Source organism: Streptomyces sp. Y309, from assembly GCF_056712025.1.
Map to the genome: position 1 here is coordinate 121759 of NZ_JBWYAE010000004.1, position 16741 is coordinate 138499.

The 16741-nt window shown below is 67.5% G+C and carries 7 protein-coding genes and 2 pseudogenes; 6 read left to right on the plus strand and 3 right to left on the minus strand.

From position 1 onward, the window contains the following. Position 1: 1 nt before the first annotated feature. A complete protein-coding gene (locus tag AC0KTA_RS41170; protein WP_481057067.1) occupies positions 2-1087 on the minus strand; it encodes a tyrosine-type recombinase/integrase in 1086 nt (361 codons plus the stop codon). 176 nt (positions 1088-1263) lie between these two features. Here AC0KTA_RS41170 and AC0KTA_RS41175 point away from each other — a divergent pair, with 176 nt between their 5' ends. The 6 genes and pseudogenes from AC0KTA_RS41175 to AC0KTA_RS41200 all read left to right on the plus strand — a co-directional run. After that, entirely contained in the window at positions 1264-1716 is a 453-nt protein-coding gene (locus AC0KTA_RS41175) for a TadE/TadG family type IV pilus assembly protein (RefSeq protein ID WP_481057068.1), read from the plus strand. A 7-nt stretch (positions 1717-1723) separates the two neighbouring features. Further along, positions 1724-5080, plus strand: coding sequence for a hypothetical protein (locus AC0KTA_RS41180; protein WP_481057069.1), 3357 nt, complete (start codon positions 1724-1726; stop codon positions 5078-5080). A gap of 444 nt (positions 5081-5524) precedes the next feature. Continuing rightward, complete coding sequence (locus tag AC0KTA_RS41185; protein ID WP_481057070.1) at positions 5525-7024, plus strand: M1 family metallopeptidase; 1500 nt, start codon at positions 5525-5527, stop codon at positions 7022-7024. Between the two features lie 473 nt (positions 7025-7497). Further along, complete coding sequence (locus AC0KTA_RS41190) at positions 7498-7845, plus strand: lasso RiPP family leader peptide-containing protein (RefSeq protein WP_481057206.1); 348 nt, start codon at positions 7498-7500, stop codon at positions 7843-7845. A 1750-nt stretch (positions 7846-9595) separates the two neighbouring features. Further along, a pseudogene (locus tag AC0KTA_RS41195) lies at positions 9596-9935 on the plus strand (ATP-binding cassette domain-containing protein); the annotation flags it as partial. Positions 9936-9953: 18 nt separating this feature from the next. Continuing rightward, positions 9954-10334: pseudogene (locus AC0KTA_RS41200) on the plus strand (LuxR C-terminal-related transcriptional regulator); the annotation flags it as partial. Between the two features lie 99 nt (positions 10335-10433). Here the strand turns inward: AC0KTA_RS41200 and AC0KTA_RS41205 are convergent. After that, positions 10434-13304, minus strand: a complete 2871-nt coding sequence (locus AC0KTA_RS41205) for a helix-turn-helix transcriptional regulator (RefSeq protein WP_481057071.1) — start codon at positions 13302-13304, stop codon at positions 10434-10436. A 315-nt stretch (positions 13305-13619) separates the two neighbouring features. Further along, positions 13620-16739 (minus strand): non-ribosomal peptide synthetase, encoded by a 3120-nt coding sequence (locus AC0KTA_RS41210; protein ID WP_481057072.1) that lies wholly within the window; start codon positions 16737-16739, stop codon positions 13620-13622. Positions 16740-16741: the final 2 nt, after the last annotated feature.

The window sequence follows — 16741 nt, forward strand, 5'->3', positions numbered from 1 at the left end:
CTCATCCGATCTCCTGGCCCAGGCGCGCGGCCACGCGGGCGTTGGCGCTGGTCCAGGCAAGTTCGATGTGTTCGTCGCGGACATGGATGTAGCGGGTCGTGGTGGACAGCCACTCATGCCCCAGCAGGTCCTGGATCGCCTTGAGGTCCACACCCCGCCCGTAGAGCGAGGACGCGCAGAAGTGCCGCAACCCGTGAGGTGTCAGCCTGCTCTTCCATTCCGGCAGCCACTGGGCGACAGCCTGTGTCAGGCCCGCGCGCAGGGCTTCAGTGCCCACCCGGGTGTGGCCGCCCGTGGGGGCGTGTCCCCGCTCGCTGGGGAACATCGGGGCCTCTGGGTCGGCGTAGTCGGGACCGTACTGGGGTCTCACCTCCGCCAGCCACCAGTCCATCAGGACGTTGACTTGCTCAATTCCCGGCGCCAGCCGCGTCTTGGGTCCTCGGCCCCGGCTGCCCTTGCCGTGGCGGACGTGGAGCTTGCCGTACTCTCCGAGATCCGGCCGCCAGTCACGGATGTCCAGCATGGCCGACTCGTTGATCCGCAGGCCGATGCGGCGCCACAGCGAGGCCGCCATGTAGTTGCGTGCCGCGGGAAGGTACTTGCGGGCCTCCGGAAGCGCCAGGCGCCAAGCATTGAACAGCCCGGTGACCTCCTCCTGCGACGGAGGCACCCGCACCGCTCCGTAGTCGGCATGGGCTGGCCGGTTGAACTCGTCGATCGGCTGGGACGGCACGTACCCGGTCCGAGTGTGGATCTCGCCCTGGTAGCGGGCCAGGAGGAAGTCGAAGAACCGGGCGATACAACGTGCCTTGCCATACACCGTGGCCCGTGCCTGGCGCCGGTCCTTGCGCAGGTAGGCCAAGTACCGGTCGGCATCCGAGGTCTCTGCGGTCCACACCGGGCGCCCGGTGTGGCGGATGAAGTCGAACAGCACAGACCGGTCATCCGCCAGCGAACGGTCGCTGATCCCGGCGCCGACCCCAGCGAGGAGGAACTGATCGATCAGCTCCTGCTCAAAATCCGCAAGCTCCTCAACCGTCCCGGCCTTCCGTACATCGGCCAACGAACGCACGACTGCCAGCGGCATGGCGGCCACCCCAGTTCAACGGAGAAGCGAATGAGGCAGGAATACCGCGGCCCTCTCAGAGATCCCGATGATTCTCCGAAATCCTGTCTCGGCCGAGTGAACTTGGGCTGGCCTGCTGACACAGCTCATCAGCGAGGTTCATACTCCGCCGAACTCGCGTCCCCTCGGACTCGCTGATGACCCCCCGCGCCTGGCTCACCCACCGCCGCACCGCACTCACCCAACGCGGCGAAGACGGCTCCATGTCTCTCTTCTTCGCCCTCACCAGCGTGGCCGTGCTCCTGGTGATGGGCCTGCTCGTCGACGGCGGCGGCGCGCTCAACGCGAGCAACCGGGCCACCTCACTCGCCCAGGAGGCCGCCCGCGCCGCCGGCCAGCAACTTGACCCCGGCCAGGCCATCGAAGGCACCGCGATCACCATCGACCCCGACGCCGCGCAGGCCGCCGCCCAGGACTACCTCGCCGCCGAAGGCGTCCAGGGCAACGTAGAGATCACGGACAACGGCAAGACCATGACCGTGACCGTGCACGACACCTACGACACATACTTCGCACAGATGGTCGGCAAGAGCTCCATCAGCGTGACCGGCACCGCGACCGCACATCTGCAGACCCAGGCTGGAGGCTGAGCCTGCCATGGCCCACCACACCCCCGCACCGCTGCGCACCCTCGGCGTCCTGCTGCGCGCGCTGCTCGGCCTCACCGCTCTGGTGGCCCTCGTCGCCGGGATCCCCGCCATGCTGCTGCTCTTCGGCAAGCAGCCCACCAACCTGCCCGGCGGCACCGAGTTCCTGACACAACAGGACGACGGCACCCTCTTCTTGACCGCCCTCACCTGCATTGGATGGGTGGCCTGGGCCGCGTTCACCTACTCCGCGCTCCTCGAACTCGTCGCCGTCGTAAGGCGGCGCTCCGCGCCGCGCATCCGGGGCCTGGGCGGCATGCAGTCCCTCGCCTCCTTCCTCATCGGCGGCATCGTGCTGCTCGCCCCGACCGCCACCACAGCGCCCGCCGTCGCTGTCACCGCCCCGCAGAGCACACCGCAGGAAGCCCCGCGGGCCCACGAACGACCAGGCGCGTCGGCCACTGGCGCGGCCGGGCCTCAGCACACGGTCACCGGACTCACCGAGACTCCGTGGGGCCTGGCCGAGCATTACCTCGGAAGCGGGCAGCGCTGGCGCGACATCGCCGTGCTCAACCCGAGCATCACCGAACTCGCGGCCGGTGACAGCTACTTGCCCCGTGGCGCAGACATCACCCTGCCCGCTGACGCCCGTGCCTCCGCCGCCGCGACCGCCCCCCAAACGTCCGCGGAGGCCGCGCCCGGGGCAAAGCCAGCAGCCGACACAGATACCGACGGCAACCATCAGACCGCTCCGCAGACAGAGGACACCCAGGGCGTCGACCCCGACACACGGGTGGTCGAATCCGGTGACACCCTGTGGAAGATCGCTGAGGACGAGCTCGGCGACGGCACGAAGTACGAGGAGATCTTCGAGGAGAACAGGGGTGCACCCCAGCCCGGCGGAACCACGCTCACCGATCCAGACGACATCCACGCGGGCCTGAAACTGGACATCCCCCACCCCGCCTCGCCCGACAAGCCATCCGACAAGGCCAAGCCGGGCACCCCGCCCGGCGGAGGCGACCGAGCCGAAACCGATCGCGAGTCCGCCAAGGACTCCGGCTCTGGGACGGGCGACAACGGAAAGCGAGATTCCTCGAAGGCTTCGCAGGAAGAGCACGACCGCGGGCAGCAGCCGCCGCCCACGAAGCCGGACACGGCCAAGCCCAAGAAGCCGACCGCCTCGCCGCCCGCCTCCACACACCCCTCGAAACCCGCCAGCCCCGCACCCACCGCCCCCAACGAGACGAAGCCGCGACCGGAGCAAACCACCTCCGCCGAGACGGACGACCCGGCGGTCGGCGCACGCGAGGTGGCAGGGGTCGGGATGCTGCTGGCGGGCTGCCTGATCGCCGCCGTGGGCGTCAAACGTTTGCTGCAGCGCCGCCGTCGGCGCCCGGGCGAGACGATCGCCATGCCTGCAGAACCCGCCCGTCTCGAGCAGGTCCTCGAGGCGAGCAGCGAACCGGGCAGCGTCGACCTGCTCGCCCGCGCGCTGCGCACTCTGGCCCACCACGCCGGCCAGCAGAACACGGCACTGCCCAGCGTGCGCGGTGCGCGGGTCACCTCCCGCACGGTCGAACTCCTCGTCGCCACCGACACGGTGACCGAGCCCTTGGCCCCGTTCACCGCGTCGGCGGACGGGCGGTGGACGCTGGATGAGGCGCACACCCTCCTGACCGCAGATCAGGCTCGCGAGGTGCCCGCTCCCTACCCGGGGCTGGTCACGCTGGGCGCCGAGCCGGACGGCAGTCATCTGCTCCTCAACCTGTCCGCCGCGCGCGTCCTGCTGCTCGACGGTGACGAAGACGCCGTCCGCGACACCGCCCGGGCCCTGGCCCTGGAAGCCGCCACCAGCATCTGGAGCGACCACGCCGAGATCCTCACCATCGGCCTGGGCACCGAGCTGCCCGGCCTGCTGCCCCAAGGCCGCCTGCGCGTCGTACCGCACCTGCGCGCCGCCCAGAGCGAGCTGGGCGAACTCCTCCTGGAGCACCACCAGGGCGGGTACGGCGGCGACGAGGAACCAGCGCCGCTGCCGTGGTTGCTGATCTGCTCCGCCGAGGCCACAGTCGACGGCGCCCGGCAGTTGGCCGATGCTCTCGCCGCCTCCCGCGACCTTCCCGTCGCCCTGGTGCTCCCTGCCAGTGGCGCTCGCGAGGCCTTCCCCGACGCCGTGTGCCTCACGGCCGGCGTGGACACACCACAGCACCTCGACCTCCTGGACAGCGACCTCGTCGTGCAGTCTCTGACGGAAGAGGACTACAGCGCTTTCCTCGACGTGCTGCAGACCGCAGAGGAGTCGGCACACCCAGCCGAGGGCCCCTGGCAGCTCGTGCCGCCTGTCACGCTCGATACACCGAGCGAGCCGAACCGCCCCTCGCCAGAGCCCCACTTCGCCGGCCTGGCGGCCGTCCCTGCGGCCGTTCCCGAGGCACCGTTCACGGCGCTGACCGCATCAACGACCCCGACCAGCACCTCGCCCGGATCTGTGCCCGCCTTCACGCCGGTCGCGGCGCACAAGAGCCTCGAGGCCGACCACGACGCCGACCCCCGCAGCACTGCCGAGGACGTCGCCGAGCTCGCACGCGAAGCTGCTGAACCCGCCGCCCCGGCGGGGGAGTCCGGTGAGCCGGTGGACCTGCACGCCCCGGAGATCCAGGTGCTCGGGCCGGTCACCGTCACCGGCATCAAGGCCTCCGGCCACGGCTTCAAGCTCGCCCTGCTCGCCGCCCTCCTCCACTTCAAGGACGGCTGCACCATCGACACCGCGCGCGAGGCCATGGACCCACGCAGCCCCTGGTCCAAACAGACCTTGCAGGTCCGCATCTCCGAGCTGCGCAACCGCCTGGGCTCCGACGCGGACGGCACCCTCTATCTGCCCAAGAACCGTGCCGGAACGTACCGGCTGTCACCCAAGGTCCGCTGCGACTGGGACCGCTTCCGACAGCTCGCGGAACGCGGCCTCGCCAAGGGCTCCGTGGCCGGCATCGCTGATCTGGAGGCCGCGCTCGGACTCGTCCGCGGCCGACCGTTCGGCGGCGCCGACATCACCTGGGCGGCCACACGCATACAGGAGATGCTCGTCCGCATCACCGACGTCGCCCACACCCTGGCTACCTGGCACCGCAGTACGCCCCGCCCTGACCTGGACGCCGCCCGTCGCGCCGTCCGCATCGGCCTGGACGTCGACGACAGCGCCGAACTCCTCTACCAGGACTGGATGCTCATCGAGGACCAGGCGGCCAACCGTGCGGGAGTCCGCACCGCCTACGAGACACTCAGGGACATCAACGCGTGGCTCGACGTCGGGATGGAACCGGAAACGGAGCGCATCTACGACACGATCATGAGCCGCAGCGCATGAGGTCTGCACGCACTCTGCGGCCACCACCGTGTTTGGGCGGCACCAAGGCTGCGACGGGAGATGGTGCTCAGGCAGATGGAAGGGCGCTGAGGGCGATCTGCCACGGGTAGGCGTCCAGATCGCTCCGCCGTGGTGGGTGTGCGGAACAAACCCGGAGGCGCTGCCTCCGTCATCCAGGAGCAGCGTCACCCCAGCCTCGCGCAGCGTGGCGACGCTGCTGGCCACGGCCTGTTCGGGCTGTTGCGGGCACGGCGGAAGATCCTCCAGTGCTTGATCCGTGCCCTGGCCAATCCCGTACACCGGAGGTCGTACTCGGCTCGCCGTCCCGACCGTTCCGGTACGCCAGAAGTCGTAGGGAGTCCTGTCCGGTAGTCGCAGTGAGGGAGCCTCAATCCACGATTGAATACTCCTTGTCCTCAGATTCAGCTATAAGGGGTGCCCTTCGTGCATATCCGTCGTATTGCTCCACTGATTGCGTCAGGCGTTGTTGTCAGCGCAGCCGTTGGTGGTCCTGCAAACGCCCTCGGTAGTATTGCTGACAGCAAGCCTTCTTCCGGAACTCCTGACACACCTAGGCCTGGAGCCGCCGGTGTCGGAGACACTCTCCACCCTGGGCTGGGAAACGGTGGTTATGCCGTACGTCACTATGCTCTGGCGCTGCGTTTTGACGAGGATTTGAAGAGCTATGCAGCGACTACCACTCTCCAGGGACGCGCTACTCAAAATCTATCGCGTTTCAACCTGGACTTGACTGACGTCAAGGTCAAGTCAGTCACCGTCAATGGTCGCAATGCACATTGGAAACGCGCTGCGCAGGAACTTCAGGTGACACCTTCGGGTCCTATTAGTGTCGGTCGGGATTTTACAGTAGAGGTCAAGGTTCAGGCGTCTGTGCCAGACGGAGAGCATGTTGGCCCCCGGGGCCACGCCATGGTGAGAAGTGAGGGTTTCATCCAGACGGGAGCCCAGCCTTCCTTCGCCCACCAGATTGCCGCATTCGCAGACCATCCCGCCCAAAAAGCCCCGGCGACCATCAGCATCACCGCGCCCTCCCGACTGAACTCCATCGCCAACGGCGAGCTGATATCGACGCGCCACGAGGGGAAATACACAGTACGCAGATTCGAAAGCCGGCAGAGCCTCGCACCTGAACTGATTCAGATCGGAGTGGGCCCTTTCACCGTGGTCAAGCGGCAGGGACCGGACGGAATCAAGTTGCGCCACGCCATCCCCAACGGCGAAGTCAATGAAACCATGCCGCAGATCGACAAGGTCGTGCCCGAGGCGATCCGGTTCGCCACGAAACGCCTCGGCCCCTTCCCGCTGCGCACCTACGGCATCTATGAAACACCATCTGGGGTGTTCAACACGGCAGCAGGCGGCGACGCGCTCGAGACACAGTCCCTGACCTTGATGACCAGCGGCCAAGAACGGGCCGACGAGCTAGTTGCGCACGAAGTCGTACACGAGTACTTCGGCAACAGCGTGTCCCCGCGCCAGTGGAGCGACCTATGGCTCAACGAGGGTCACGCCACATTCTACGATTGGCTGTGGACTCAGGAAAAGGGCGGCAAAGAACTGGATCAAGTCGCCAAGCAATGGTACGAACATGCCAGTGAACTCTTCCTTCGCAAGGAAGGACCCATTGCCGCCCCCAAACTCGATGGATTCGAGAACAAGGGAAGGGCCCCCTACGGGATGGGTGCGTACGTGGGGGGCGCGCTGTCGCTCTATGCCCTGAAAAAAGAGGTCGGCGACACCACGTTCCAACGCATCGAACGGGCGTGGGTGAAGCAGTACCGCGACGGTGTCGCGAGCACCGCTGACTTCATCCGTGTGGCTAGCCGCGTAGCTGAAAGAGACCTCAAACCTTTTCTGAATTCCTGGCTGTTCTCGGAAAAGCTTCCCGCGATGCCCGGCCATCCCGACTGGAAGACATCATGACCTGCTTGGTGCTGACGACTGCCGAATCTGCGCTGGACTCCGGGTGCAGGGCTGATTCATAGTCGCTGTGATCATGCGTCGCCGCAGGTCAGCGAAGCCCGAGCAGCGTGAGTGGAGTGGTGAAGAGTGGTTCCCGCCGGGTTCTAGGGCGATTCCCAGATGGTCGTGTCGCCTCGTAGGGCGAGCCGCAGCAGTGCGGCTACGGCTGGGTATGGATCTCGCGAGCGTCGATTCCTGGTACTCGGCCATGGCCACCTGCGTGGGCATGTTCGGGGTCTGCGGGATGCCGGGACGGGTCCAGCGGCTGACCATCTCCTTGCGGACGGCCATCCCGCCGTAGCCGAGGGCCTTGTGTCGGTCCGCCACACGCCGCAGGCAGTATTCAGCGGTCCAGCCTGCACGGGCAGCAGCTGGTTGAACAGGTGCCATTCCTCCAGGAGCACGCCCGCACCTCCCCCAAGACACAGGACTCAGTGTGGGGGACTCGGCGGCGGGCGGGGAGCGCCTTCCGGGCGGAAGGGGACGCGAGATCAGAAGGCAACGCTCATGAAGTACACACCACACCGGTCTACGAGGCGCCCGTCGTGATGGACGCCGGCGAGGTCGTCGAGGTGACGCTGGGCACCCAGCCCTTCGACACCGGCCGGCGACACCGAGTACAAGCTCTGATCCACCCGCCGTTGGGGACGGGCATCCAGCAACGCGCCCGGCCCCGGCTTCTGGAGGCGCGCCGGTCGACGCCGTTCTCGTGCACGGGGCGGCGGGGCTGGCGCCTTCACCGTTTTGCACGCCCCACGACGTCGAGTGTGTACGGGAGTTGAGGAAGTGCGGAGGCGGTTGCGGCCACGGTGATCGCCAGCGGACCGTCTCGCTGTGACCGCGAATCTCGTTGGATAGCCGTACCTCCTTCGGGCTCGAATCCTCGGCGAGGCACTCGGAGCATGGGAACGGCGGGTAGTCCGGGATCGGTCCGGTGTGTTGGCGATTCAGACCATGGTGCGGCCCAAGTGAAAAGCCCTGGCCGGAGGTTCGAGTCCTACATGGCCTTAGAGGTCGTTTTCTGCTGGTTCACAGGTGATGTTTGCTTCACGGATCTGCGCATGCCGAAGAGGGATGAATCGGTGCGTCTCTTGCAGTGGAACAGATTCTGCGGGATATGACAGGCAATCCGGGTGTCCCGTGAACCCCATGAAGTGCGCCCCCGGGCAGCTCTCTGCTGCTGCTCCAACCACAAGGGCGTGTTAGGAGCAAACAGACTCCGTCGATGAAAGCGACCTCTAAGGACGTCAGGCATCCCGCTCAGCCCGAGGGCCTCGCCAGTTGCACAGCCATCCGATCACCCGAATCAGTGGCTCCGTTGAAGATGCTCCGCAACCGTCACGAGTTCGTAGGCCGACAGAGTGGATACTGCCCGTGTCGCTTCAGAGAGAAGCCACCGTTGATGTAATTCTATGCCCAGCTTCCTGCCATCCGCTGATCAAAAAGGAGACGTCAATATGCTTCGACGACTGTGCCATCCGGCTGTCCGCAGCTGGCAGGCAAAGGCCGCCTGCGTTGGCGCAACCGCCTTATCCCTGACCGGTAGTTTCGCCGGCCTCGCGCACGCAAACGTTCCTGATGCCAGTGATGTCTACACCGGCTGCCGTAGCAGTTTTTTCGGCTTCGTTCGCGTCATCGATTACGAGGCCGGGGAGCGATGCATGTTCGTTGAAGATACAGTCACGTGGAACCGAACAGGCCCTGCTGGTCCCAAGGGTGACGCTGGAGAAACCGGTGCCACGGGGCCTGCTGGTCCCAAGGGTGACATTGGAGAAACCGGTGCCACGGGGCCTGCTGGTCCCAAGGGTGACATTGGAGAAACCGGTGCCACGGGGCCTGCTGGTCCCAAGGGTGACATTGGAGAAACCGGTGCCACGGGGCCTGCTGGTCCCAAGGGTGACACCGGAGCAACCGGCGCCACAGGCCCTGTCGGTCCTGTAATTCGGGCCACGCATTCCGGCGGTATTTCTGCGCCTGCTGGAGCGGTGGTTACCACTCCACCTCAGACTGTGAACTGCCCGTCCGGCACTGTCGTAGTCGGCGGCGGTGTACTTAACCCGAGCCGCTTGAGTAATTTCACGATCACCGAGGGGGACCCCAGCGGAAATGGATGGAAATCGGCGGTTCAGTTCACCGCAGTTGCTGGCCTATCTACCTTTACACCTTACGCCTTGTGTTCAAAGACCTCTTAACTTTCCACCACTCGTAGTGTTTTGAATCACCCAGGCTTTTGGTAGAACCTCCGAGGATTTCGATTCCGGCGGTCTATTTTCGAGGATCTCGGGTCGGCTGCCGGTAACGCAAGCGACCCTGCTCCTTAGTGCGTTTTCATCGACAGAGTCTGTTTGCTCCTAACACGTCCTTGTGGTGGAGCAGCAGCAGAGAGCTGCCCGGGGGGGGCGCACTTCATGGGGTTCACGCGAGACCTGGATTGCCTGTCTTATCCCGCAGAATCTGTTCCACTGCAAGAGACGCGCCGATTCATGCCTCTTCGGCATGCGCAGATCCGTGAACAAGCGTCACCTGTGAAGCATTGAGGCGTATGACGGGGAACAAACCAGCAGAAAGAGACCTCTTAGGAGGGCGAAGGCCGGCGAAGTCTTCGGACTGCTCGGCCCCAACGGCGAGGGGCAAGTGCACCACCGTGGAAATTCTGGAGGGCCACCGCATCCGGGACGCCGGCGAGATTTCGGTGCTGAGCGAGGATCCGGGCCAGGCGAGCCGGCACTGGCGGTCCTGGATCGGGATCGTCTTGCAGAACGAGGCCACTCCCGGCGTGGCCGAGACCATCCGGCACTTCGCCCGCTACTTTCCCAACCCGCGCGACCCCGACGAGGTCATCGAGTTGGTGGGGCTGGCCGATCCTCGCCGCGGATCCCGGCATGCGCGTGTCGTGCTGACTACCTACGAGACCGACCGGGACATCCTGCGTGCGGTGGAGGCGGGCGCGGCCGGGTATTTGCTCAAGGACGCCCCCGCGTGGGGAACTCGCCGACTCGGTGCACGCCGCCGCCCCGGGGGGGAGAGACGGTGCTTGCCCCGTCGGTCGCCGCGAAGGTCTTTTCCCGGCTGCGCGGCGGCGAGCCGGAGCGGTCCCAGTTGTCGAGCCGCGAGCTGGAGGTGCTCCGGCTGGCTGCCAAGGGGCACACCAACGCCGAGATCCGGGGGGGGCAGTTGTCATCAGCGATACCACGGTCAAGAGCATCTGCTGCGTGCTTTCGGCAAGCTCGGCGTCTCCGACCGCACCGCTGCGGTCACCAGTGCAGTACGGGCTGCTGACTCTGGGGGCCTGACCCACAGCCCTGGCCCCGGGCCGCGATCCCGGCCGGGGCACACGGGACCGCGAGATCCGCTGAGCCGACGGCTTGTGTCAGGAGGGGCCAGATGCGGCAGTCCAGCCTTCGACCATGGCCGACCGCGAGGCACCATAGTCCCCGTCCTTGAGCCGCAGCGGCAGGTCGGAGCGACGGTCGACGTCGAGCTTCCGGTAGACCCGGGTCAGATGCTGCTCCACCGTGCTCACTGTGATGTACAGCTTGCGCCCTATCTCCCGGTTCGTATGGCCCATGGCTGCGAGCGCCGCGACCCGCCGCTCGGCGTCACTGAGCGCCTCGGAGTTGCAGGCAGCGGTCTCGGACTCCGGGGCGGAGGGGTTGCCGGCTGCGTTGTGTGTGGACAGCAGCCGCTGGCACAGCTGCTCGGCACCGCAGTCCTGGGCGACCTGCATGGCGCGCCGCCCCATCATGCGCGCCCGGTTGAACTCCCCGAGGTGCTGGTCGGTCTGGCTGAGGTCGGCGAGCGCGAACGCCAGCTGCACCCGGTCGCCGGAATCCTGCAGCAGGTCGACGGCCTCGCGTAGCAGCAGAGGACGCTCCTTGAGGTCCTGGGCCGCGGCCAGCACGCGCAGGCTTATCCCCCGCGTCCGGGGGCCGTCTGCGCCCGACATTGCCAGTTGTTCGGTCACCAGCTCACGGGCCACTTCGCGCCTGCCCAGCCTGAGCTGGACCTGTGCGCTGGCGCTGCGCCAGGGGACCAGTGTGGGCAGGTCGAGGTTCCACTCACGCATCAGCTCGCCGCAGCGCTGGAAGTCTGCCAGCGCCGCCTGCAGCCGGTTGGTGGCCAAGTAGTGGTAGCCGCGGGCATGCAGGTACTTGAGGGCGAACCGGCTCCGGTACATGGCCCTGGGCACGACCTGCCGGATCAACTGGGCCACGCGCTCGTGCTTGCCCATCGCGGTCTGGGCGAGCATCAGCACCGCAAGTGGGTAGCCGATGGCCACACCCCAGCTGTTCGGGGACATCAGCCGCAACGCCTCACGGGCCCAGCGTTCGGCGGTGGGCAGGTCGCCCTGGCGCAGCGCGATCTCTGCGCGGGTTCCGCTGAGCAGCGCCTCCCAGGTGGTGGCGCTCCGGGCCCGTGCCTCGCCGAGGAAGACGTGGCACCACGGGGCCGCTCTTTTGGGTCGGTCGGCGTGGATGAGCGCGCACAGTGCGGATATCACCGAGGCCAGGGTGCCGTCGGAGAGGGTGCAGCTGGCGAGGACCTGTTCGGCCCAGGTGATGGCCTCCTCGTTGGGGCCGTCGGTGAGGACGGAATCGAGTGCGGCGCACGCGGTGAGCCCGGGGTGGTTCGGCACGGAGGCCGGCCCGACGCCCGGGGCGTCCGCCCCACGGTGCTCGGCGCACTGCGCGGCGGCCTTGCCGGCGAGCCGGTCGAGCATGGGTGAATGCCCCAGGTACAACCACGGCTGCAAACTCTGGAGATCGGCGACGAGCTGCGGATCGGAGTTGTCGACCGACTCATGGAGCCACTCCAGGACCTCTTGGGCTTCCTCGGTACGGCCCTGCCAGAGCAGGAACCGGGTCACCGTGATCGCGTCGGCGGCGTCGAGGTGGCCGGCGAGCAGGGCTTGGCGCAGCGGGGCGAGGTGTCTGCTGGCTGCCGAAGGCTGGATGCGCCACTGCAGCCGGGCGAGGGTCATGGTGAGCCGAGCCCGGTGCTGTTCGTCGGTGCAGCTGCGCTGAGCCAACTCCAGGCATTCAAGGGCGAAGTCCACCCGGTCCTCGGCCAGCGCCTCGCCGGAGGCATCTTGGAGGACGCTGATGGCCCACTGGCCCTGGATCTGTCCCGCGGCCACGAGGTGGTCGGCGACACCGGTCGCGGCGACACCGCTGTCATGCAGGAGCTGGGCGGCGCACAGATGCATCTGGACGCGGTCGTCCAGCGCCATGGTGTCCAGGATCGCGGTGTTCACCGCCGGGTGCCGGAACCGGCCCTTCTTGAGCAGTCCGGACCGGGTCAGGGTCTCCACGACCTGGGAGACCGGCTCAGGCTTTCTGCCGTTCAGTCGGCTGAGCATCGCGAGGGTCGACGACTCGCCCAGCATCGCGAGCCCTTGGGCGACCTCGATGGTGCTGCGGTCCCAGCGGTAGAGGTAGGCGAATACGGCCTGGCGGAACGACTCCCCCGTGAGCGGCTTGCTGGAAAGGGTGTCCGAGCCGCCGGACAGCCGGACCATGCTGTCTTCGGCCAGACCGCGCAGCAGCAGCGGGTTGCCGCCGCTGATGTCGTGGTAGACGGGGGCGAGCTGTCCAGCGGTCGTCTCGTCGAGGTGCTCGCCCAGCATGTCGGCGACACCGGCTTCGGACAGCGGTTGCAGGTTGATGCGCTGGCAGTTGGGCTGGCGCAGCAGTTCGGCGCGGAAGGCAGGGTGGGTGGGCTGGGAGACGGCCCACTCGTTGAGGATCACCAGCAGTCGGCCGGAGTTCAGCCGACGCAGCAGGCAGAGCAGGAGCTGCAGGGAGGGCCCGTCGGCGTACTGGACGTCGTCGATGCCGATGACCACGGTGCGGTCGGCGGAGAGGGTGAGCAGTGCCGCCCACAGGTCCCGGGCGAGGCGGGCGGCCGTCTGCTTCATGGTGGCCGCTTCGTGGTGGGGGGAGGGGATGACGTCCTCGTTCAGCAGGGTGTTCACCTGGTCGACGATGGGCGCGGGGAGTGCGGGATTGCAGAAGAGCTGTCCGACGACGCCGAGCGGAAGGTTCCGCTCGGCGTGTGAGCCGGTCGCCGTGAGCAGGAGAGCTCCGGAGTCGACGGCCTCCTCGGTGAACTTGTGCAGCAGTCTGGTCTTGCCGCTGGCCACGGCTCCGGTGACCAGCACGACCTGTGATTTGCCCTGGTCGCATCGCGCGAAAATATCCCGCAGGCGGCCCAATTCGTAACATCGCCCAGCGAGCAGCATCAAGATTCCCCATGCGAAAAAGACATTAAAATCCCCCTTGTAAGAGCGGGCCCACCGGGCCTGCCCTTGCCAAGTCTTTGCAACGTTTTAGTCCGTTGATTGCATGCGTCTAGCGAGTGATGGAGCATGCATGCGGACCTTCGCAAACTTATCTCATTGCGGGGCCGTGTAATTTGCGCCGCGTCGCCGAGGGGGAAATTAACGCAATGTAACGCACGGTTGAATTAGCGCTCCGTAGCGTAACCGTCCTGTCCGGAAGAAGGAACACAGAAGGTGGTTGCGTGATGTATCACGCAACCACCTTCTGCCGGGCGGTCAACGCTTCGCGGGTGCCGTTCCCTTGCTCCGGATGAGCGCCGCCACGGCCGATGGCGTCGAGTGCGTGAAGATGTCTGGCAGCTGGATGCGAGCCCCGCTCATTTCTTCGATCCGCTGCACGAGCAGCACCCCAAGGAGCGAATGGCCGCCGTGCGTGAAGAAGTTGCTGTCACCAGTGATATCACCCCGGCCGAGCACTTTCTGCCAGAGCGTGATGAGCTCAGCGACGAGTTCGTCCTCGTGATCCGCTGACGCGTTCGTCCCCACCTTGGTAACATCGAAGCGGCGCTGTGCTGCAATACGTGTCAATTCAGGGTAATCCACCTTCTGGCTGGCATTGGTCGGAAGCGCCTCCAGCACGACGAACTCCTGCGGCACACAAGCCCGCGGCAGCCGCTCGGCCGCGTAACTCCACAGCGACTCGGTCATCGCCTCACCCGCCGATGCCGACTCGACGAAGGCGACCAGTATCGCGTCCGCGCCGGTGTCGCCCACGACGACCACGGCGCACGCCAGCACCTCGGGATGACCGCCCAGCACAGCCTCCAGCTCGCCGAGTTCGATCCGCACCCCGCGCAGCTTGATCTGCCGGTCGGAGCGCCCCAGCACCTCCAGCGTGCCGTCGGCCAGCCAGCGCGCCCGGTCCCCGGTGCGGTAGAAGCGGCCGAGGGAGGCGTGCTCGCCGAAGCGCTCCGCCGTCAGCTCGGGCCGGTCGTGGTAGCCCGCGGCCACCCCGCCCCCGGCGACACACAGTTCCCCGGGCACCAGCAGCGGCAGCTCACGCCCCTCGGGGTCGGCCACGAACACCTGGGTGTCACGGATCGGCCGGCCGGCACTGACCCGCTCGATGGCGGGATCGTCCAGCAGCCCCGAGGTCGACCAGATCGTGGTCTCCGTCGGCCCGTAGACGTTCCGCAGCACACAGCCGGTGGCGATCAGGTCCCGCGCCAGCGCGGCCGGCAGCGGTTCGCCGCCGCACAGCACGTTCCGGCCCGCGAGCACTCCGCCTGCGGCCTCGAGCACCAGCCGCCAGGTGGTCGGCGTCGCCTGCACGGTGCGCACCTCGTGCCGCTCCAGCGTCGACGCCAGGACGGCGCCATCGGTGCGCGCCTCGTCCGGCGCCACCACCAGCCGCCCACCCGACACCAGCGGCAGGAACAGCTCCAGCGCCGAGATGTCGAAGGTGAACGTGGTCAGCCACAGCGTGCTCTGGCCCGCCGCGGCCGCCAGCTCGCCACGGAAGTGCTCGACCAGGTTGGCCAGGTTGCCATGGGTGAGCCGGGTGCCCTTGGGCAGACCGGTGGAGCCCGAGGTGTAGATCAGGTACGCCAGCTCGTCCGCCCCGGCGCCGATCTCCTCAGGTCCCGCCGCGGCTTCGCCGTCCGGCACCTCTTCGATGGCGGCCATCGGGGCGACGATCATCCCGGACGGGGCCGGCACGGTTACCCCGGGAGCATGCAGCACCGCCCGCGCCCCGGAATCCTCCAGTTGGTATGTGACCCGCCGCTCCGGGTGCTCGGGGTCGACCGGCAGATAGGCGGCGCCCGCGAGCCACACGCCGAACACCGCCGCCGCCAGCTCCGCGCTCCGCGAAGCCGCCACCGCCACCACATCGCCGGAGCCGATCCCGGCCTCGGTCAACTGCCGTGCGGTCCGAGTGGCCGCGTCCCACACCTGCGCGTACGTCACCGAGCGCTCGCCGTCCACCACCGCGACGGCCTCCGGCGCGGTACGCACCCGCTCGGCGAACGCGGCCGGCACGTCAGGTGCCCGCTCCGCAACCGGCTCCCCGGTCCGGTGCGCCGCCGCGATCACCTCGCGGTCGGTCCGGGACCAGACCGGGATCTCGCCGACCGGCCGGTCCAGGTCCTCGGCGACGGCCAGCAGCAGCGCCTCGTACCGCCACATCAGCAGCTCCACCTCGTCCCGGTCGAACGCCCCGGTGTGGTAGGCGGTCCGGATCCGGATGCCGTCCTCCGACGGCAGGATGAAGAACTCCAGGTCGAACTTGCTGAACCCGTTCTCGACCGTCAGAAAGCGCGCCGTCATCCCCTCGAAGTCGAACTCCGGCACCTCCACCCCGGGCACGTAGTTGAACACGTGCTGGAAGAGGGTGTTCCGCCACGAGCCGGCACGGTCCACCTCCAGCAGCAGCGAGTCGACCGGCACATCGGCGGCCGAGATCGAGTTCAGGAAGGCACTGCGGGCGGCCCGCACCAGCTTGCCGAAACCCTGGGCCGGATCGACCTTGGCGCGCACCGGGACCACGTTCACGTGGTAGCCGATGGCCGCCGCGTCCTGGGGCCCGCGGCTGTTGACCGGAGAGCCGACGACCAGGTCGGGACCGGCACCGTGCCGCGCCAGCAGCAGGTAGTACGCGGCCAGCAGGACGACCGCCTCCGGCGCCCGCAGATCCCTCTGCAGCCGCCGCACCACCTCCACCGCCTCTTCGGACAGCACGCGCACCACTGTGTCACCGACCAGGTCCGGGTGGTCACCCGCCTCCGAACCCAGCCACAGCCGCGGCTGCACCGCGTCGAAATCGCGCAGCTGCTTACGCCAGAACTTCAGGCTCCGCTCGGTCGGCTCGGGGTCCGAGGCGGCCGGGATGACCCCGCGCAGCGACTCCTCGACCTCGCTGCCGACAGCGAACGCCCGGTACGCGGCCGCGAACTCCATGAACAGCGTCGTCGTCGAGATGGTGTCGAACACCAAGTGGTGCAGAGCGACACAGAACACGTCCCCCCGGTCGCCGTGGAACAACCGGGCACGCAGCAGCGGCTCGCCGTCCATCGCGAACGGTGCGCCCACATACGCGGTGAGCACCGCGCCGAGCCCGTCACCCGCCTGCGCGTCCCCGGGCAGCTCCGCCTCGGTCAGCAGGACCTTCACACCCTCGGCGTCCAGCACCCGCTTGGACAGCCCGGCGCCCGCGCCGGTGAACACCGTACGCAGCACCTCGTGCCGGCGCACCAGGAAGGTCAGCGCGTCCTGCACGGCCGAGGGCAGCAGCCTGCCGTCGACCTCGAAGGCGAGACAGAGATTGTTCACCCCGGTGCCGGGCACGAAGCGCTCCAGCAGCCACAGCGCTTCCTCTTTGCGGCTCGCGGCTGTCATGG

What these genes read in the sequence shown, in the direction of transcription:
- AC0KTA_RS41170 (WP_481057067.1), bottom strand. Translation starts at nt 1,087, where the DNA reads ATGCCGCTGGCAGTCGTGCGTTCGTTGGCCGATGTACGGAAGGCCGGG.
- AC0KTA_RS41175 (WP_481057068.1), top strand. Translation starts at nt 1,264, where the DNA reads ATGACCCCCCGCGCCTGGCTCACCCACCGCCGCACCGCACTCACCCAA.
- AC0KTA_RS41180 (WP_481057069.1), top strand. Translation starts at nt 1,724, where the DNA reads ATGGCCCACCACACCCCCGCACCGCTGCGCACCCTCGGCGTCCTGCTG.
- AC0KTA_RS41205 (WP_481057071.1), bottom strand. Translation starts at nt 13,304, where the DNA reads ATGCTGCTCGCTGGGCGATGTTACGAATTGGGCCGCCTGCGGGATATT.
- AC0KTA_RS41210 (WP_481057072.1), bottom strand. Translation starts at nt 16,739, where the DNA reads ATGACAGCCGCGAGCCGCAAAGAGGAAGCGCTGTGGCTGCTGGAGCGC.